This is a genomic window from Pseudomonas sp. AN3A02, from assembly GCF_011765255.1.
In the GTDB taxonomy this organism is placed as follows: Bacteria; Pseudomonadota; Gammaproteobacteria; order Pseudomonadales; family Pseudomonadaceae; genus Aquipseudomonas.
The window spans coordinates 1-18,037 of sequence record NZ_JAARNI010000003.1 but is presented as its reverse complement, the minus strand read 5'-3'; the positions used below and the strand labels follow the sequence as shown (position 1 = coordinate 18,037).

The window sequence follows — 18,037 nt, the reverse complement described above, 5'->3', positions numbered from 1 at the left end:
GCCATCCCCTGGCTGGAAGCACCCATGCTGCACTCCCACCTCACCACCCTCAATGCCGTCTCGTTGGTGCTGAATACCTTCAAGGCCGAAGGCCAACCCGCCGAGGCCTTGCTGGCCGGCAGCGGTATCTGCGCGGCGGACTTGAGCCGCGCCGACACCCGCATCACCACCAACCAGGAGATGCGCGTGTGCGCCAACGCCGTGGCACTGCGCCGGGATATCGGCCTGGAGCTGGGCCGGCAAATGCACGTTTCTTCCTATGGCATGCTCGGTTACGCACTGCTCACCAGTGCCACCTTCGGTGACGCTTTGCGCCTGGCGCTGCGGTATCCGGCGCTGCTGGGAACACTTTTCGAGCTGGACCTCGAGGAAGACGGCACGCGCATCTGGTTCAGCGCCGCGGATTACCGAGAAAATCCGGCACTGGAAATGTTCAACGTCGAACTTTGCCTGGCTTCGTTGAAGGTGATCTGCGACGACCTGCTGGGGCATGCCTTGCCGCTGCTGGGTGCGCGCTTTGAACATGACGCCCCGGATTACCGCGCGCGGTACGCCGAAAGCTTTGCCTGCTCGCTGCAATTCGGCGCCACCGCCAACGCGTTTGCCTTCGACCGAAGCTGGCTGGACCAGCCCCTGCCGTTAGCCGACGCCGTCACCCACCAGGCCATGGCCGAGCGCTGCCGCAAGCAAAACACCGAGTTCACCGGGCGCCAGGCCTGGCTGGGCAAGATTCGCCACCTGCTCGCCAGCCAACTCAGCGCCGCGCCGGGACTCGATGGCCTGGCCGAGCAGATGAACTGCTCCCCCCGCACGCTACGCCGGCACCTGCATGACTTGGGCTGCAGCTATCAGGAGTTGCTGGACGAGCTACGCTTCGAGCGGGCCAAACGGTTGCTGGGCGAGGATGAACTGCCTATTTACCGAATTGCCGAGGCGCTGGGCTTCAGCGAAACCGCAAGTTTCCGTCACGCCTTTGTGCGCTGGAGCGGCGTAGCGCCCAGCCAGTTCCGCCCCTGAAGCCACTTGGTGGGGCGTGGCCGCGCCATTTCGGGGCGAATTGCGGTCACACACTTTGGCCATATTGATCCCCTTTTGGCCGCTCCTGCCATTCTCATAAATCCCGACCGCCGCAAGACTGGACCTCACCGATTCAGCCTGCGGAGAACAACAATATGCTGACGATCTACTCGGACGATCACCACCTGCATCATGGCCGGTGCGAGTTGATGGACGGGCAACTGATGCCGTGTTTTGAAATGCCCTCGCGCGCCGACCATGTGTTGCAACGGGTCAAGGAGCGCGAACTGGGACCGGTGCAAGCGCCCAACGATTTTGGCCTGGCGCCGCTGCAACGCATTCACAGCCCCGCCTATCTGGACTTCTTTAAAGGCGCCTGGGAGCGCTGGACCGCGTTCGGCCAGGACGGAGATCTGCTGCCCTACACCTGGCCCGCACGCACTTTGCGCCGGGTCATCCCCACCAGCCTGCACGGCCAGCTCGGCTATTACAGCTTCGACGGCGGCGCGCCGATCACCGCCGGCACCTGGCAAGCGGCCTACAGCGCAGCGCAAGTCGCGCTGACTGCGCAACAGGCGATCCAGCAAGGTGCCCACAGCGCCTTCGCCCTGTGCCGTCCGCCCGGGCACCATGCCGCCAGCGACTTGATGGGCGGCTATTGCTACCTCAACAACGCGGCGATCGCAGCCCAGGCGTTTCTCGACCAGGGCCACGGGAAGGTCGCCATCCTCGACGTGGACTACCACCACGGCAACGGTACCCAGTCGATTTTCTACGAGCGCAACGATGTGCTGTTCACCTCGATCCATGGCCATCCGGAAGCGGAATTTCCGTTCTTCCTGGGCTATGCCGACGAGTCGGGCGAAGGCGCCGGTGAAGGTTTCAACTTCAATTATCCGCTGCCTGCAGGTTCTGGCTGGGACCGCTGGAGCGCCGCGCTGGAGCAGGCGTGCGAGGAGATTGAACGCTATGGCGCCGACATCATCGTGGTCTCGCTGGGCGTGGACACCTTCAAGGACGACCCGATCTCCCAGTTCAAGCTCGACAGCCCGGACTACCTGGCGATGGGCGCGCGAATCGCCCGCCTCGGCAAACCGACGCTGTTTGTGATGGAAGGCGGCTACGCCGTGGAAGAAATCGGCATCAATGCCGTCAACGTTCTCGAAGGTTTTGAGGGATTCGTCCAATGAACATGCTCAAGCATCTCGTCCTCTGCGCCGCCGTGCTGAGCGGGGCCGCGCACGCCGAAGAAAGAACCCTGCGGGTCTACAACTGGTTCGACTACATCACCCCCAAGGCCCTGGAAGATTTCAAGGCGCAGAACCCCAGCGTCAAGCTGGTCTACGACATCTTCGACACCAACGAAGCCCTTGAGGCCAAGCTGCTGACCGGCAACTCCGGCTATGACGTGGTGGTGCCGTCCAACGTGTTCCTGGCCAAGCAGATCGAAGCCTCGGTGTTCCAGCCGCTGGACCGCAGCAAACTGCCCAACTGGAACCACCTCGATCCCAAGTTGATGAAGCTGATCGAGGCCAACGACCCGGGTAATAAGTTCGCCGTGCCCTACATGTACGGCACCATCCTGATCGGCTTCAACCCGGACAAGGTCAAGGCCGCGCTGGGTGCCAACGCGCCCGTGGACAGCTGGGACTTGATCTTCAACGTCGAAAACATCAGCAAGCTCAAGCAATGCGGCGTGGCGCTGCTGGATTCGCCGTCGGAGATCCTGCCGCTGGCCTTGCAGCACCTGGGCCTGGACCCCAACAGCAGCAACCCGGCGGACTATGTCAAAGCCGAAGCGCTGCTGATGAAGATCCGTCCGTACATCACCTATTTCCACTCGTCCAAGTACATGGCCGACATTGCCAACGGTGACATCTGCGTGGCGGTCGGCTATTCCGGCAGCTTCTCCCAGGCCGCCAACCGCGCCAAGGAAGCCAAGAACGGCGTGACCGTGGACATGCGCCTGCCGAAAGAAGGTGCGCCAATCTGGTTCGATATGCTCGCCATCCCCAAAGGCGCCAAGGACCCGGAAGACGCCTACACCTTTATCAACTACCTGCTGCAACCGGGCGTGATCGCGCCGATCAGTGACTTTGTCGGTTATCCCAACCCCAATAAGGACGCCACCTCGCTGGTCGACCCGGCGATCCGCAGCAACCCCAACCTGTACCCCACCGAAACGGCGATGGCCACGCTCTATACCTTGAAACCGCTGGGCCGCGATGCAGAACGGGCCAGGACCCGCGCCTGGACCAAGATCAAGTCCGGCACCTGATCGGTGGCCGCCGGTTGCGCCTCAGCGCGTAACCGGCGCGCGCCAAACCTGGCCCAAGCGCTTCAACGCCTGGCTGATCTGCGCCTCGGGCACGGCAGCAAACCCCAACACCAATCCTGCACGTTGATCCTGCGGTGTAAGCGAGTCCGGCAACCAATAGCTGCTCAGGCCATTGATCTCCACACCCACCGCCGCGGCCTGTGCGATCAGCGCCTGTTCCCGCGCCAGGCTGTCGACCCGCACGGTCAAGTGCAGCCCGGCCGCCACTGACGGGAGGCGGCCAACGCCATCTATACCAGCGGGCCATTCGGCCACCAGCGCATTGAGCCGGCTCTGCGCGGCTCGGCGCATCCGGCGCACATGGCGTTGAAAGTGCCCGGTCGCCATGAACTCCGCCATCACCGCTTGAGTGCTGACTTCCGAGTGGCGCACGTCCACCGCACGGCGACGGGCAAAGCCCTGGACCAGGCCGACCGGCAACACCAGGTAGCCCAGGCGCAGCGCCGGAAAGGCCACCTTGCCGAAGGTCCCGACATACAGCACCCGCCCCGTACGATCCAGGGCCGCCAGCGGAGCCAGGGGCGCGCCGCTGTAGCGGTACTCACCGTCGTAGTCATCCTCGACGATCCAGCCGCCCGTACGCTCGGCCCAGGCCAGCAGTTCCAGGCGCCGGGCCAGGCTCATCACCACTCCGGTGGGGTATTGATGCGATGGGGTGACGTAGGCCAAGCGGCAACTGCCGAGGCCGTTCAAGGCAGCGCAGTCGATGCCCTCGCTGTCCACCGTCACGCCATGCAATTGGCCCCCCGCCACTGCGAACGCATGGCCCGCCGCCCGATACCCCGGATTTTCAATGGCAACTGCATCGCCGGGCTCCACCAGCAACTGTGCACAAAGGCTGATTGCCTGCTGCGCGCCACTGGTGATCACTATTTGCTCAGCACTGCACTGCATGCCGCGAGAACTGCGCAAATAGGCAGCAATCAATCCACGCAGGCGCTCGTCGCCTGCCGGGTCGCCATAACACAGCTGCTGCAAGTCCGGCTTGCGCCAGAAAGCCGCATTCAGCTTGGCCCACACGTCGAAGGGGAACAGATCAAAAGCCGGTACGCCCACCCTGAAAGCCCTCGGCGGACCGCCGGGTGGAAGTGCCAAATGATTGTTTTCCACCCGCGCCAACGCACCGCTGTGGATAACTTGACTGGACGAAACCCCAGGTAAATCCGGCCGTTTTGTGGATAACCCTGGGGATAAGCCTGTTGATAACCCTGTGGACACTTTTGTGGATAGTTTTTTTGCGGGAGTCGGTGTCTGTGGCAATTGCGCGACATAGGTGCCATCACCCACTCGGCCTTCGATAAATCCTTCGGCATACAGTTGGTCGTAAGCGCGGACCACGCTATTGCGTGAAATCGACAACGCGGCTGCCAGGTCGCGGCTGGCGGGGAGCCGAGTGCCACTGACCAGCCGGCCATCCAATACCCGCTGGCGCAGCGCCTGATAGAGCTGGCGCGTGAGGCCCTGGCGACGGTCCAACTCGATACCCGCCGGGTTGAACGAGAGCGGTGGTTCTAAGGCAGGCATAGAATTGGACCTATGAAATTGACTGTAGATGGCTCTTACAACGAACCAATAGCCTGCCTAGGATGCAAGCATTCGCCAAGGAAAATCTTCATGTACACACCACGCGCCTTTGCCCTCGATGACTTGCCCGAAATCCAGCAACTGATCCAGCACACGCGCTTGGCGCAACTGGTCACTTTCGGTGAGCAAGGCCTGCAAGCCAGCCATTTACCGCTGCTGCTCAACCCCGATGAAGGGCCCAACGGCACCCTTTACGGGCACATGGCCAAGGCCAATCGCCAGTGGCAGGACCTGCAAAATGGCGGCGAGGCCCTGGTGATTTTTGCCGGTGCCGAGGCCTACGTCAGCCCGTCGTTTTACCCGGCCAAAGCCGAACACGGCAAAGTGGTGCCGACCTGGAACTACATCGCGGTACACGCCTACGGCACCGGCGAAGTGTTCACCGATGCCGAGCGCCTGCTGGAGTTGGTCAGTGCCCTCACCGACCGCCATGAAGGCAATCGCGCCCAACCCTGGAACGTCAGCGACGCCCCGGCCGATTACATCGACGGCATGCTCAAGGCCATCGTCGGCTTTGCCCTGCCCATCCAGCGCCTGGAAGGCAAACGCAAACTAAGCCAGAACCGCAGCCCGGCAGACATCGCTGGGGTTCGCGACGGCCTTGCGGCCAGCACCGATGTGCGCGACCAGACCCTCGCCCGCTTTATCCCCAAGGAGCCATCATGAGCCAGATCGAAATCCGCCAGGTCGGCGCCGCCGACCACGCCGCATGGCTGCCCCTGTGGCAGGCCTACCTGCGTTTTTACAACACCGAGTTGCCCGACGCCGTCAGCCAGAACACTTGGCAACGCCTGATCGACGCCAATGAGCCGACCCATTCGGCCCTGGCCTGGCAGGACGGCAAGGCCGTAGGCATGGTCAACTTCATCTACCACCGCTCCAACTGGAGCATCGAAAACTCCTGCTACCTGCAGGACTTGCTGGTAGACCCGGCCCAGCGTGGCACCGGCGTCGGCCGCAAACTGATCGAATTCGTCTACGCCACCGCCAAGGCCGACGGCTGCTGCAAGGTCCACTGGCTGACCCACGAGACCAACGCCACCGCCATCCAGCTGTACGAACGCATCGCCGAACGCCCCGGCTTTATCCAGTTTCGCAAAGGTCTTTAAGGAGAAGCACAGCATGACGACATCATTGGCCGACTGGAAAGGCGTCCCGGCGCCCACCGTCACCGTTATCGAAGGGCGCTTCATCCGCCTGGAAAAACTCGACCCGGCCCGCCACGGCGATGACCTGTTCAACGCCCTGCAAGGCCCCGGCGCGGATCCGACGTTATGGGATTATTTGCCTTACGGCCCGTTTCCTGAGCGCGCCGCCTTCGACGCCTGGCTGAACAACCACGCGTCCCACAGCGACCCGTACTTCTTCAGCGTGATCGACAAGGCCAGCGGCGACGTACAAGGCATCCTCAGCCTGATGTCCATCGTGCCCGAGCAAGGCCGCATCGAAATCGGCCACGTGACCTTCGGCGCGCCGATGCAGCGCTCACCGAAAAGCACCGAGGCGGTGTACCTGCTGGCCAAGCACTCGTTTGAGCTGGGCAATCGTCGCCTGGAATGGAAGTGCAACAACGCCAACGCCCGCTCCAAAAATGCGGCCGAGCGTTTGGGTTTCAGTTTTGAAGGGGTGTTTCGCCAGCACACCGTGGTCAAGGGCCGCAACCGGGATACGGCGTGGTATTCGATCCTGGATGGGGAATGGCCGGCGATTGGGGCGGGGTTTGAGCGGTGGCTGTCAGATGCCAACCAGACCGGTTCGGGACAGTTGAAAACGCTGGTGGAATGCCGTACCTAATCCACCCTGCCACCCCCTTACAAATGTGGGAGCGGGCTTGCTCGCGAAAGCGGTGTATCCGTCACAAATGTATTAACTGACCCACCGTCATCGCGGGCAAGCCCGGCTCCCACATTGTATCTTCAGCGTATCCGGGCCTTGTGCTCAGCCAACCCTGCCCTCTTTCCACCCCAACGCCTGCAAGGCGTCACAACCATCCTGCAACAACAGATGCGCCGCCGAGGCGAAGTGTTGCAGGTCCGTGCCCTCCACGCGCTCGGTACTCAGACAGATCACGCTATTGAGCAAATTGCGGGCAGCCTCGATGCGCTGGGTGGCGGTTTCGAGTAGCCCGCGGGCGTCGGCATCGGGGTTGAGGAACAGGACGGGGTCACAGCTGATATTACTTTCAAGAGCGGTGTAGTTGGGCATGAAGAAAGACTCGTAATTGAAGTTCAGAGGTCTCACTTTGCTTTCGACCGGCTAAGATCGGTCACCTACGAATCAGCAACCGGCGGACTATATGCCAGCGGCTATACCTTAAAATACTTGCCCACGATCAAAAATCTCATGATCGCCTTTTCCTATAAGCTTCTACGAAGCTTCAACGCTCCCACCTTCAATTCAAACGGACTGAACACGGCAAGCTGCAATATATTGCGTTTATTGCATGATAAAGCTGCAAAAGCTGCAATAAATTGCACTCTTCTGTCACCTCCCCGCCATCATTCTGTAAAAAACCTTCGCTATACAGGTCGACTATTTTCCAAAAACAAGGTCGCCCGCCATGCCCCCTTCGCCCCAGCGCCTTGCGCTCACTCTCGGCCTGCTGGTCAGCAGCGGTTTTGTCGATGCGGCGCCCACGCCAACCAAGACGCTGCAGATCGACACGCCCACCACCACCGGGCAAACCCTGGGTGGCAGTGACTCGTTGACGATCTCGGCCCCGGGCAGCATCACCACCTCCAAAGTCGCGGTGACCTTGAAAGATGGCACCAGCGGCAACGGCGTGCGGATCGATAACTCCGGCACTATCGCCTCCACCGGCGGCCGCGGGATCGACAGCAGCGGCGACCTCACCGGCGCTCGCAACTACAGCATCTACAACCGCGCCGGCGGCGTGATCCAGGGTGCCAACGACGCGCTGCGCATCGACAGTAATTTCGCCAGCGGCAGCCTGTTGATCGATAACAGCGGCACCATTCGCTCCGCCACCGGCCAAGGGCTGGACCTGGATGCGATCCGCAGCCCCAACGTCAGCACCACCATCATCAACCGCCTGGGCGGGTTGATTCGCGGCGACGCCAGCGACGGCATGAAGACCGGCGGCAACGCTACGATCACCAACTACGGCGAGATTTCCACCGGTGACACCCACTCGCGCGATGACAAATTCGACGGCGTCGACATCGACTCCGCCACCGGCGTGACCGTCACCAACTACGGCCTCATCTCCGGCGGCCGCCACGGCATCACCACCGACCTGGGCGCTACGCTGACCAACTACGGCACGGTGATCGGCCGCAACGGCTCGGGCTTTGGCTCCGACGGCGACGGCACGGTGATCAACCACGGCACCATCACTGGCGCATTCTCCGGACTGCAGCCAGATGGCGACGGCGACGGCGTGGACATCGACAAGATCGCCCACATTGAAAACTACGGAGTCATCCAGGGCGTGGGCGCCGGTGGCGTCGACAAAAACGGCTTTGCCAACGGCAGCGAAGGCATCGCCCTCGGCGGTGGCTATGTGTTCAACGGTGTCGGCGCGCTGGTGAGCGGCGCCAATAACGCGGTGCTGGTGGACGACGGCAGCGACGGCCCGGGACTGGCAGCCACGACCCTGATCAACCACGGCACCATCCAGGGCTTGAACGGCTTTGGTGTGAAGTTCGTCGGCGAGTTTGCCGACACGGTGGTCAACGCTGGCTTGATCAGCGGCAGTAACGGCCTGGCCCTGGATATGGGCGGCGGCGATGACAAGCTGACTCTGCTCGGTGGCAGCCGTTTTGTCGGCGTGGTGGATGGCGGCACCGGATATGACCGCGTGATCATGGACGACGCCGCCGGCGGCAGTTTCGGCGACAGCCGCAACTTTGAATGGCTGGACGTGAAGCAAGGCACCTGGACCCTCACCGGCAGCGGTGACTTCAGCGATGGCGGCGAGATTTTCAGCGGCGCCAAGCTGATCAACCAAGGCGGGATCGCCGGCAACGTGACCGTCGATGAAGGCGGTATTTATGCCGGTGGCGGCAGCGTCGGCAGCCTGTTGGTCAAAGGCACGTTGCAGACCAACACTGCACTCGGCACCGCCAGAATCACCCGCGACCTGACCATGACCAGTGGCTCGACCCTGGCCTATGGCGTGAATGCCGACGGCAGCAGTGCACCGGTTCAGATCGGAGGCACTGCCTATCTGAATGGCGCGACCCTGGCGGTCAACCCAGGCACCGGCACCTACCCGTGGCAGAGCCACTACACGGTGCTGCAAGCCGGCAGCATCCATGGCACATTCGGCAAGGTCACCAGCGACTATGCCTTCCTCACCCCCACCCTGGATTACAGCCCTACCCAGGTTGGCCTGACCTACACCCGTAATGATATTGCCTTCAATCAGTTCGCCAACACCGGCAACGGCACCCGCGCCGCCAACGCCCTGGCGAGCCTGGGCAACAACAACCCACTGTATAACGCCCTGCTCAACACCACCAACAACAGCGCCGGTGCCGCCATCGAGCAACTGGCGGGCAGCAGCAACGCCAACCTGACCAGCGCCACCCTCGGCGCCAGCGCCCAGGTCGGCAACAGCATGCTGAGCGCCATGCATCAACTGGGCGGCGGCGCAGGATTGCTGGTGGGCCTTGATCAAAAAGACCCCCCCGTACTGGCCGCCACTGGCGTACCCGCCGAAGCCCGTAACCTCAACGATCCGAATGCCCGGGGCCGCCTGTGGCTGCAAGGCATCGCCAGCTACGGCAAGCTCGACGGCGACCACGGCAGCAATGGCCTGACCCAGCGCACCAAGGGCAGCGTGCTGGGGGCCGATTGGGCGCTCGATTCGGACTGGCGCGTGGGCGTACTGGGCGGTTATTCGAAGACAGACCTGGACACCACCGGCGTCGATGGCAGCGTCGACAGCTGGCACGCCGGCGTCTACGCCATGCGCCAGAGTGGACCGCTGGCCTTGCGCCTTGGTGCTGCCTACAGTGGGCATCAAGGCGACAGCAAACGCACCGTGACCTTCGACGGTTTCAGCGATCGCCCCAAAGGTGACTACGACGCCAACAGCCAACAAGCCTTCGCCGAACTGGGTTATGCCCTGGGCAGCGGGCGCCTCAGCGCCGAGCCGTTCGCCAACCTCGGTTACCAGCGCTACCACCGCGACAGCTATAACGAAAAAGGCGGCGCCGCCGCGCTGCGTGTCGATGGGCAAACCCAGGACAATTTCAGCAGCACGTTCGGCCTGCGCCTGGCGCACCTGAGCCAGCTCGACAATGGCATCAGCCTCACGCCACGGGTCAGCGCCGGCTGGAAACACACCTACGGCGATGTCGACAGCAGCACTCGCCAGGCCTTCCTGATGGGCGGTACCGCGTTCAACGTCGAAGGCAGCGCACTGGACCGTGACAGCTTGATGCTGGAGGCCGGGCTGGATGTTGGCCTGTCGGCTCGCCACACGCTGGGCGTGGGCTACAGCGGCGACATCGGCAATAACAGCCGCACTCATGGATTGATCGGGCATTGGCAGATGAGTTTTTAATCGCAGCCCACTAGAGACATCTCCGGCAAGCCAAGGGTGGATAGCCTGACATTTATTCGCCCTTTACCTCGCTAGATTTCCCGACCTCATACATCAAGAGGTTCGGTTTACATGCCACTCCTACAGAAACAACTCGCTGTTGCCATCACCTTCGCACTGGGAGCCACCAGCGCTCAATTCGTCCAGGCGCAAGGGGAGATTGATCCAGACAGCGAGTGGTTCACCTCACAGCCGGTGGTCGGCCAACAGGGCCACCTGTATCCCACGCCATCCGAGCCCACTCCCGACTTCTACTTCGCCAACCAAGCGACCACCCGCAACGGTCAGCAGGTCGCTCGCGTGCTGGACTCCGCCGTGGACACCCTTCTCGAGTCGGGAGAACTCGACGAATGGGATGAGTACGAACTGGAAAGTGTCGCCCGGGAACTCGGCGATCTGGCACCCGGCCGTGTGGGTGCAGTCCTTGAGCAACTGGCAGGCAGCCAGAACGCCAACCTCGGCACTGCCACTCAAGACAGCATGAAACAGCTCAATAGCAGCCTGCTTTCAGCCATGCGCCAACTGAGCGATGGCCGCAACGTCAGCGATGGCGCAGGCAATGGCCACGTCTGGCTCCAGGCTCTGGGCGACACTGGCAAGCTCGACGGGCAGCACGGCAGCGCGGGGCTGGATCGCCGAACAAAAGGCCTGATGCTGGGTGGCGACTGGTCAGTGAATGACGCATGGCGAGTGGGCGTGATGGGTGCCAAATCTGCCAGCGACCTGAGCGCCAGACGCTTCAAGGGTGATCTGGACAGCTGGCACCTTGGTGGTTACGCGGTGCGGCAGGACGGCCCCCTGGCCCTGCGCCTGGGTGCGATCTACAGCAGCCATGCCGGCCAAACCAAACGTTCCGTGGACTTTGACTTCGTCGATTATCGCGAGCAGGCCAAAGGCAAATACAACGCCCAAAGCCAGAACGCTTTCGCCGAACTGGGCTATCAACTGGACAAGGGCAGCTTCAGCGTCGAACCTTTTGCCGGTGTCGGCTACCAGCGCTATCACCGTGACAGCTACAAGGAAAAAGGCGGCTTTACAGCGCTGAACGTCGGCACCCAGACCCAGGAAAACCTCAGCAGTAACTTCGGCCTGCGCATGGCCAGCGCGTTTGAGCTGGATAACCGCATGACCTTGAAACCGCATCTGAGCACTAGCTGGAAGCATCTCTACGGCGACGTGGGCAGCAGCGTGCGCCAATCCTCCGCCTGGGTAAAACGGACAACCTTCAACAGTGACTTCAACATCGAAGGCACCTCCCTTGACCGTGACAGCCTGGCCCTGCACACCGGGCTCGACCTGGCACTCTCGGCGCAACAGACCGTGGGCCTGGCCTATACCGCCGAGGTCGGCAGCAACAGCCATCAACAAGGACTGATGGGCAACTGGCGGATGGCGTTCTAACCTCAGTGAATTGAGGAACAATCCCGCAAGCATCGGCCCGATGTCCTGACAGTCATCAACCCGGGTTGCTCGCTACATTCCGGTCTCTTTTACCCAAGAGGCCGGAACATTATGTCGTCGACAATCCCGTACTTTCCTTCCATGGGCTCCCTGCTGGCCTACGGCACTCGGTCATTGGCCGAGGCCGTGGCGCCTCGGCCACCTTCAGCCGCCCCGGTCGGCGCAAACTTCACCTCCATCTCCGTAACCCTCAACAATGGGGCAGGACTGGACATCGATAGTGTCAGCCAGCTGATTTCGCCCTACGCCAAAACCGGCCCCCGCACTTCACTGCGAGGCATCGAAATCACCAACTCGCCTACCGCCACGACCCAGGGCCTTTCAAGCGCCGGCCAGAACCCTGTCTGGCTGGAAAACCAGGGCCTTATCGAAAACAAAAAGGGTACCGGGGTAAAACTTGCGGGCAACCAGGCAGACGAGGTGGTGAACGCAGGCATGATCAAAGGCAGCAACGGCATTGCCCTGGACATGGGCGGCGGCGACGACCTGTTGATTGTGCGCAGCAGCGGCGGTTTCGACGGCGCAGTCGACGGAGGCAGCGGCACCAATCAGGTGCTCCTGGACAGTGCCAAGGGTGGCACCTTTGACGGCGCCAGCCAGATGCAACACCTGTGGGTGGGCAGCGGCGCCTGGACCTTGACCGGCCCCGTGCCCGCCAACCAGAACGGCGAGGTCTACGCCAACGCGACCCTGATCAACAAAAGCCGAATCGGCGGGGAGATGCACGTACGCCCGGGAGGTACTTACACGGGAGGCACCGTTGGTAGCCTGAATGTTGCGGGCACCCTGCAGCTCGACCCGGCGACGAAGTCGCAGACAAGGGTCAAGGACACCTTGCGCCTTGAACCGGGTTCGACACTGGCCTTCAAGGTCGGCACGGATGAAACCCACAGCACGTTGAAAGTCGACAACCGCGCCGTCCTGAACAACGCCACGTTGAACATCGAAGTCACCGCCGAGACCGACCAGCTCCTGGCGCGGCAACTACGGGTGGTTGATGCCCAGCAGGTTGACGGCGAGTTCGGCACGGTTACCAGCAACCTGAAGGCCTACACCCCGGAGCTGATCTACACCCCAACCGGCGTTTTTGTGGCGTTCAAACCCAAGGAAGCCGTGGCGGCCTGAGGGCAAATCCCAGGCGAAAAAAAAGGGGGCACATGCCCCCCCGAGGATTAAGCGGTAGTGTCGAAGGCTGTCAGTCAGCCTTCGATTTCAATCAGGATTTCACCCGGGTTGACCCGGTCGCCCTTGGCCACGTGAACGGCGGTGACCTTGCCGGCGATAGACGCCTGTACTTCGGTCTCCATCTTCATCGCTTCAGTGATCAACACGGCCTGGCCGGCCTTGACCACATCGCCTTCCTTGACCAGCACGTCGACGATGTTGCCCGGCATCGCCGTGCTGACATGACCCGGCTCGGTGGCGTGCTTGCGCTTGCTGCCGCCGCTGCTGACGAATTCGTTGAGCGGTTCGAACACCACTTCTTCGGGCATGCCGTCGATGGACAGGTAGAAGTGGCGCTTGCCTTCAGCCTTGACGCCCACCCCGGTGATATCCACGCGGTAGCTTTCGCCGTGCACGTCGATCACGAACTCGGTCGGCACACCTTCACCACCGGCGCGGGCCACGCCGCCGGCTTCAGGAATCGGCAACAACACTTCAGGGCTCAAGGTGCCGGCATCACGCTCTTCGAGGAACTTGCGGCCGATGTCCGGGAACATGGCGTAGGTCAGCACGTCTTCTTCGGACTTGGCCAGCGCGCCGATTTCGCCGCGCAGCTTGGTCATTTCCGGCTTGAGCAGATCGGCCGGACGGACGTCGATAACTTCTTCGCTGCCGATGGCCTGGCGCCGCAGTTTTTCATTCACAGTGCCCGGCGCCTTGCCGTAGCCGCCTTGCAGGTACAGCTTCACTTCGTTGGTGATGGTCTTGTAGCGCTCGCCGGCCAGCACGTTGAAGAACGCCTGGGTGCCGACAATCTGCGAGGTCGGGGTAACCAGCGGCGGGAAGCCGAGGTCTTCACGCACTCGCGGGATTTCAGCCAGCACTTCGCTCATGCGGTTCAGCGCGCCCTGCTCTTTCAACTGGTTGGCCAGGTTGGAAATCATCCCGCCCGGTACCTGGTTGACTTGCACACGGGTATCGACCGCCGTGAATTCGCTTTCGAACTGGTGGTACTTCTTGCGCACGGCGTAGAAGTACAGGCCGATTTCCTGCAGCAGTTCCAGGCTCAGGCCGGTGTCGAACTCGCTGCCTTTAAGGGCGGCGACCATCGACTCGGTGCCCGGGTGGCTGGTGCCCCAGGCGAAGCTGGAGATGGCGGTGTCGATATGGTCGGCGCCGTTTTCGATAGCCTTGAGTTGGCACATCGCAGCCAGGCCGGCGGTGTCGTGGGAGTGGATGAAGATCGGCAGGCTTTGCTCGGCTTTCAGCGCCTTGACCAGTTCGCCGGTGGCGTACGGCGTCAGCAGGCCGGCCATGTCCTTGATCGCGATCGAGTCGCAACCCATGGATTCCAACTGCTTGGCCTGGGCCACGAACGCTTCGACGGTGTGCACCGGGCTGGTGGTGTAGGCGATGGTGCCCTGGGCATGTTTGCCCGCTGCTTTTACCGCTTCGATGGCCACACGCAGGTTACGCACGTCGTTCATCGCATCGAAGATACGGAACACGTCGATACCGTTGACGGCAGCTTTAGCGACGAAGGCTTTGACCACGTCGTCGCTGTAGTGGCGGTAGCCCAGCAGGTTCTGGCCGCGCAGCAGCATTTGCAGGCGCGTGTTGGGCAATGCCGCACGCAGCTTGCGCAGGCGCTCCCACGGGTCTTCTTTCAGAAAGCGTACGCAGGCGTCGAAGGTCGCGCCGCCCCAGACTTCCAGGGACCAGTAGCCGACTTTGTCGAGCTTGTCGCAGATCGGCAGCATGTCGTCGGTGCGCATGCGGGTCGCCAGCAACGATTGGTGGGCGTCGCGCAGGATGGTGTCGGTTACGAAGATCTTCTTGCTCATTCTTATATTCCTCACAGGCCTGCGTGGGCGGCGATGGCGGCGGCGATGGCCAGGGCCAGCTCTTCGGGTTTGCGCTTGATCGAGTAGTTGGTCAGCTCAGGGTGGCTTTCCACGAAACTGGTGTTGAACTGGCCGCTGCGGAATTCCGGGTTGCGCAGGATTTCCTGGTAATAGGCGGCGGTGGTCTTCACGCCTTGCAGCCGCATGTCGTCCAGGGCGCGCAGGCCGCGGTCCATGGCTTCTTCCCAGGTCAACGCCCACACCACCAGCTTCAGGCACATGGAGTCGTAGAACGGCGGGATGGTGTAGCCGGTATAGATCGCCGTGTCGGTGCGCACGCCGGGGCCGCCGGGTGCGTAGTAACGGGTGATCTTGCCGAAACTTGGGAGGAAGTTGTTCTTCGGGTCTTCGGCGTTGATCCGGAACTGCAACGCGAAACCCCGGTGCTGAATGTCTTCCTGCTTGACCGACAGCGGCAGGCCCGACGCGATGCGGATCTGCTCACGCACAATGTCGATGCCGGTGATTTCTTCGGTGATGGTGTGTTCCACCTGCACCCGGGTGTTCATCTCCATGAAGTACACCTCGCCCTCGGCGAGCAGGAACTCCACGGTGCCGGCGTTCTCGTAGCCCACGGCCTTGGCTGCGCGCACCGACAGGTCGCCGATGTAGGCGCGCTGTTCAGGGGTCAGCTGGGGGCTCGGGGCGATTTCGATGAGCTTCTGGTTGCGGCGCTGGATCGAGCAATCACGCTCGAACAAATGCACCACGTTGCCAAAGCTGTCACCGAGGATCTGCGCCTCAATGTGCTTGGGATTGACGATGCATTTTTCCAGGAACACTTCCGCCGAACCGAACGCCTTGGTGGCTTCGGAAATCACGCGAGGGAAGGCTTGTTCGAGTTCTTCACGGCTGTTGCAGCGACGAATGCCGCGACCGCCACCACCGGAGGTGGCCTTGAGCATCACCGGGTAACCGATACGGTCGCCTTCGGTGAGAGCTTCAGCGATGTCGGCAACGTTGCCTTCGGTGCCCGGGGTGACCGGCACGCCGGCCTTGATCATGCTGCGGCGGGCTTCGGTCTTGTCGCCCATGCGGCGAATCACTTCGGCCGACGGGCCGATGAATTTGATCCCGCGTTCGGCGCAAATATCTGCCAGCTCGGCGTTTTCCGAGAGAAAGCCGTAGCCGGGGTGCAGCGCGTCGCAACCGGTTTCCACCGCGAGGTTCACCAGCTTGCGCGGGTTCAGGTAACCGGCCAATGGCTCGGCGCCGATGCTGTGGGCTTCATCTGCGCGCTTTACATGCAGGGCATGGCGATCGGCATCGGAATAGACCGCGACCGAACGAATACCCATCTCGGCGCAAGCACGCACGATACGTACGGCAATCTCACCACGGTTGGCGATCAGGATCTTTTTTATCACTTGGAAATTCCCTTGAGCCGATTGCTAGCTACTTCGACCCGCTGGAGCCGGGTCGGCGCGTGACCAAATGTTTCAAGCCAGTCGCGAGACACACACTATGCCCCTGCAGGGATTAACAAAAATCAATAATAATTGGGTTGTGTATAAGTAAAGACTTATAGTCAGCGCATCAGAGGTCGGCAGGAGGGTTTGAACAATGCGTAAGTCATTGATGCGTATGACATTGCGTCAGTTGCAAATTTTCAATGAGGTCTGTGATTTGCGCTCCTACAGCCGTGCGGCTGAGGAAATGTCTCTCACGCAGCCGGCCGTTAGCCTACAAATCAAGCAGCTGGAAGAGCTGCTGGGCCAGCCGTTATTCGATTACGTCGGCAAAAAGCTCTATATGACTGAAGCAGCCGAAGCGTTGCAAAGGGCCAGCCGAGACATCTTCGGGCGCCTGGAAAACCTCGATATGCAGCTCTCCGACATGCAGGGCTCATTGCAAGGCCAGCTGAAACTGGCGGTGGAATCCAGCGCCAAGTACTTCGTGCCGCACCTGTTTGCCGCCTTCAAGCGCCAGCACCCGGAGGTCAACCTGCACCTGACGGTGGTCAACCGCGCCCAGGTGATTCGCAGGCTGTCGGACAACCGTGATGACCTGGTGATCATGTCCATGGTGCCCCAGGACATGGGCCTGGAATTCCTGCCGTTCCTGAACAACCCGATTGTTGCCGTGGCGCCCCACGACCATCCGCTGAGCCATCAAGGGCCGCTGCGTTTGCAGGACCTGGAGCCTTACACGCTGCTGTTACGCGAGCCAGGGTCCGGGACGCGGATGGCGTGCGAGGAGTACTTCAAGGAGAAGCGCGTGCACTTCACCCAGACGGTGGAAGTATCCTCGGCCGAGGCGCAGCGAGAGTGCGTGACCGCCGGGTTGGGCGTGGCACTGCTGACGCGCCACGCGGTCAACCTGGAACTGGCCACCGGCGGGCTCAAGGAGCTGCCGGTGGAAGAACTGCCGCTGTACCGCAGTTGGTGCCTGGTGCAGGCCAAGGCCAAGCGTCTGTCACCGGTGGCCCATGCATTCCTGGGCTTTATCCGCAGCGAGCGGCTACAGATCAGCGCGCTGGCTGAGCGCTTCGCTGGGCAGCCGCGGGTGCCTGCCAATGAAGTTCCGGATAGTCACTGATGCTCTGTTGCAATTGACGCTGATCGCAGCGGTCTTCAATTGCGCGTCGGAAAGCCATGCGGCGCTGGTCTTCCTGTTGGCGACGAGTCTTGACGGTGCTATTGCTTTCTTCGTATTGCCGAGCCATTTCGAGTCTCCCAATGCGAGTACGGGGAGTTCAGGATGGGCTTGGGCAATGACGGTTTAGCGGCACGGGGATGACAGGACGATGAATCTTCCGGGGCAGAACCCAATCAAAATGTGGGAGCGGGCTTGCTCGCGAATGCGGTGGGCCAGCCAGCATATTCGGTGACTGACACTGCGCATTCGCGAGCAAGCCCGCTTGTATGGTTAGACTTGTAGGGGTGGTGGGACTAAAAGCCAGCATCTGACTCTAGCCAGTACAGACCGTGGGAGACTTCGCCCCACCCCTTCACCAAAGCGCCGATAAGGAATGCATCGGCCATGACCGACGATAGA

General features: G+C 61.8%; 15 protein-coding genes. 10 read left to right on the top strand and 5 right to left on the bottom strand.

All coding sequences use genetic code 11. The features are described from left to right. Window positions 1-24 precede the first annotated feature (24 nt). The 3 genes from HBJ59_RS14560 to HBJ59_RS14550 all read left to right on the top strand — a co-directional run bounded on the left by HBJ59_RS14560 (window position 25) and on the right by HBJ59_RS14550 (window position 3,295). A complete protein-coding gene (locus tag HBJ59_RS14560; RefSeq protein ID WP_076013206.1) occupies window positions 25-1,017 on the top strand; it encodes an AraC family transcriptional regulator in 993 nt (330 codons plus the stop codon). A 155-nt stretch (window positions 1,018-1,172) separates the two neighbouring features. Continuing rightward, window positions 1,173-2,207, top strand: coding sequence for a histone deacetylase family protein (locus tag HBJ59_RS14555; RefSeq protein ID WP_167663969.1), 1,035 nt, complete (start codon window positions 1,173-1,175; stop codon window positions 2,205-2,207). Further along, on the top strand, window positions 2,204-3,295 hold the full coding sequence (locus tag HBJ59_RS14550) for a polyamine ABC transporter substrate-binding protein (protein ID WP_167663968.1): 1,092 nt from the start codon (window positions 2,204-2,206) through the stop codon (window positions 3,293-3,295). The genes HBJ59_RS14555 and HBJ59_RS14550 overlap by 4 nt, the downstream gene beginning before the upstream one ends. A gap of 21 nt (window positions 3,296-3,316) precedes the next feature. On the opposite strand, the gene HBJ59_RS14545 is transcribed toward HBJ59_RS14550, so the two are convergent. Further along, window positions 3,317-4,879: a PLP-dependent aminotransferase family protein gene (locus HBJ59_RS14545; RefSeq protein ID WP_167663967.1), complete on the bottom strand. Its 1,563-nt coding sequence runs from the start codon at window positions 4,877-4,879 to the stop codon at window positions 3,317-3,319. A 90-nt stretch (window positions 4,880-4,969) separates the two neighbouring features. Here HBJ59_RS14545 and HBJ59_RS14540 point away from each other — a divergent pair, with 90 nt between their 5' ends. Genes HBJ59_RS14540 through HBJ59_RS14530 form a run of 3 tightly spaced genes read left to right on the top strand, consistent with a single transcriptional unit; the run spans window position 4,970 to window position 6,733 of the window. Beyond that, window positions 4,970-5,605, top strand: coding sequence for an FMN-binding negative transcriptional regulator (locus HBJ59_RS14540; RefSeq protein ID WP_076013210.1), 636 nt, complete (start codon window positions 4,970-4,972; stop codon window positions 5,603-5,605). Beyond that, complete coding sequence (locus tag HBJ59_RS14535) at window positions 5,602-6,048, top strand: GNAT family N-acetyltransferase (protein ID WP_167663966.1); 447 nt, start codon at window positions 5,602-5,604, stop codon at window positions 6,046-6,048. Before HBJ59_RS14540 ends, HBJ59_RS14535 begins: the two co-directional genes overlap by 4 nt. Before the next feature lie 13 nt (window positions 6,049-6,061). Next, on the top strand, window positions 6,062-6,733 hold the full coding sequence (locus HBJ59_RS14530) for a GNAT family N-acetyltransferase (RefSeq protein WP_167663965.1): 672 nt from the start codon (window positions 6,062-6,064) through the stop codon (window positions 6,731-6,733). A gap of 144 nt (window positions 6,734-6,877) precedes the next feature. On the opposite strand, the gene HBJ59_RS14525 is transcribed toward HBJ59_RS14530, so the two are convergent. Next, entirely contained in the window at window positions 6,878-7,144 is a 267-nt protein-coding gene (locus HBJ59_RS14525; RefSeq protein WP_076013212.1) for a hypothetical protein, read from the bottom strand. Between the two features lie 355 nt (window positions 7,145-7,499). On the opposite strand from HBJ59_RS14525, the gene HBJ59_RS14520 reads away from it, so the two are divergent. The 3 genes from HBJ59_RS14520 to HBJ59_RS14510 all read left to right on the top strand — a co-directional run bounded on the left by HBJ59_RS14520 (window position 7,500) and on the right by HBJ59_RS14510 (window position 13,097). Continuing rightward, the gene (locus tag HBJ59_RS14520; protein ID WP_167663964.1) at window positions 7,500-10,472 is read left to right on the top strand and encodes an autotransporter domain-containing protein; all 2,973 of its coding nucleotides are present in this window, start codon (window positions 7,500-7,502) and stop codon (window positions 10,470-10,472) included. Window positions 10,473-10,583: 111 nt separating this feature from the next. Then, window positions 10,584-11,912: an autotransporter domain-containing protein gene (locus tag HBJ59_RS14515; protein ID WP_167663963.1), complete on the top strand. Its 1,329-nt coding sequence runs from the start codon at window positions 10,584-10,586 to the stop codon at window positions 11,910-11,912. Window positions 11,913-12,023: 111 nt separating this feature from the next. Further along, window positions 12,024-13,097 carry a hypothetical protein gene (locus HBJ59_RS14510; protein WP_143503519.1) on the top strand — a complete coding sequence of 358 codons (1,074 nt, stop codon included), beginning with the start codon at window positions 12,024-12,026 and terminating at the stop codon, window positions 13,095-13,097. A gap of 74 nt (window positions 13,098-13,171) precedes the next feature. Here the strand turns inward: HBJ59_RS14510 and oadA are convergent, their stop codons facing one another. Both oadA and HBJ59_RS14500 read right to left on the bottom strand, forming a co-directional pair. Further along, on the bottom strand, window positions 13,172-14,980 hold the full coding sequence (gene oadA, locus HBJ59_RS14505; RefSeq protein WP_076013216.1) for a sodium-extruding oxaloacetate decarboxylase subunit alpha: 1,809 nt from the start codon (window positions 14,978-14,980) through the stop codon (window positions 13,172-13,174). An 11-nt stretch (window positions 14,981-14,991) separates the two neighbouring features. Then, on the bottom strand, window positions 14,992-16,407 hold the full coding sequence (locus HBJ59_RS14500) for an acetyl-CoA carboxylase biotin carboxylase subunit (protein WP_003213442.1): 1,416 nt from the start codon (window positions 16,405-16,407) through the stop codon (window positions 14,992-14,994). Window positions 16,408-16,603: 196 nt separating this feature from the next. Between HBJ59_RS14500 and HBJ59_RS14495 the strand changes: the two genes are divergently transcribed. Beyond that, window positions 16,604-17,578, top strand: a complete 975-nt coding sequence (locus HBJ59_RS14495; protein WP_076013217.1) for a LysR family transcriptional regulator — start codon at window positions 16,604-16,606, stop codon at window positions 17,576-17,578. Here the strand turns inward: HBJ59_RS14495 and HBJ59_RS31515 are convergent. Beyond that, the gene (locus tag HBJ59_RS31515; protein ID WP_076013218.1) at window positions 17,508-17,705 is read right to left on the bottom strand and encodes a PA3496 family putative envelope integrity protein; all 198 of its coding nucleotides are present in this window, start codon (window positions 17,703-17,705) and stop codon (window positions 17,508-17,510) included. The two genes, HBJ59_RS14495 and HBJ59_RS31515, sit on opposite strands and share 71 nt — an antisense overlap. Window positions 17,706-18,037 lie beyond the last annotated feature (332 nt).

Coding starts and splice junctions, on each gene's coding strand:
- HBJ59_RS14560 (WP_076013206.1), top strand. CDS start 25: ATGCTGCACTCCCACCTCACCACCCTCAATGCCGTCTCGTTGGTGCTG.
- HBJ59_RS14555 (WP_167663969.1), top strand. CDS start 1,173: ATGCTGACGATCTACTCGGACGATCACCACCTGCATCATGGCCGGTGC.
- HBJ59_RS14550 (WP_167663968.1), top strand. CDS start 2,204: ATGAACATGCTCAAGCATCTCGTCCTCTGCGCCGCCGTGCTGAGCGGG.
- HBJ59_RS14545 (WP_167663967.1), bottom strand. CDS start 4,879: ATGCCTGCCTTAGAACCACCGCTCTCGTTCAACCCGGCGGGTATCGAG.
- HBJ59_RS14540 (WP_076013210.1), top strand. CDS start 4,970: ATGTACACACCACGCGCCTTTGCCCTCGATGACTTGCCCGAAATCCAG.
- HBJ59_RS14535 (WP_167663966.1), top strand. CDS start 5,602: ATGAGCCAGATCGAAATCCGCCAGGTCGGCGCCGCCGACCACGCCGCA.
- HBJ59_RS14530 (WP_167663965.1), top strand. CDS start 6,062: ATGACGACATCATTGGCCGACTGGAAAGGCGTCCCGGCGCCCACCGTC.
- HBJ59_RS14525 (WP_076013212.1), bottom strand. CDS start 7,144: ATGCCCAACTACACCGCTCTTGAAAGTAATATCAGCTGTGACCCCGTC.
- HBJ59_RS14520 (WP_167663964.1), top strand. CDS start 7,500: ATGCCCCCTTCGCCCCAGCGCCTTGCGCTCACTCTCGGCCTGCTGGTC.
- HBJ59_RS14515 (WP_167663963.1), top strand. CDS start 10,584: ATGCCACTCCTACAGAAACAACTCGCTGTTGCCATCACCTTCGCACTG.
- HBJ59_RS14510 (WP_143503519.1), top strand. CDS start 12,024: ATGTCGTCGACAATCCCGTACTTTCCTTCCATGGGCTCCCTGCTGGCC.
- oadA (WP_076013216.1), bottom strand. CDS start 14,980: ATGAGCAAGAAGATCTTCGTAACCGACACCATCCTGCGCGACGCCCAC.
- HBJ59_RS14495 (WP_076013217.1), top strand. CDS start 16,604: ATGCGTAAGTCATTGATGCGTATGACATTGCGTCAGTTGCAAATTTTC.
- HBJ59_RS31515 (WP_076013218.1), bottom strand. CDS start 17,705: ATGGCTCGGCAATACGAAGAAAGCAATAGCACCGTCAAGACTCGTCGC.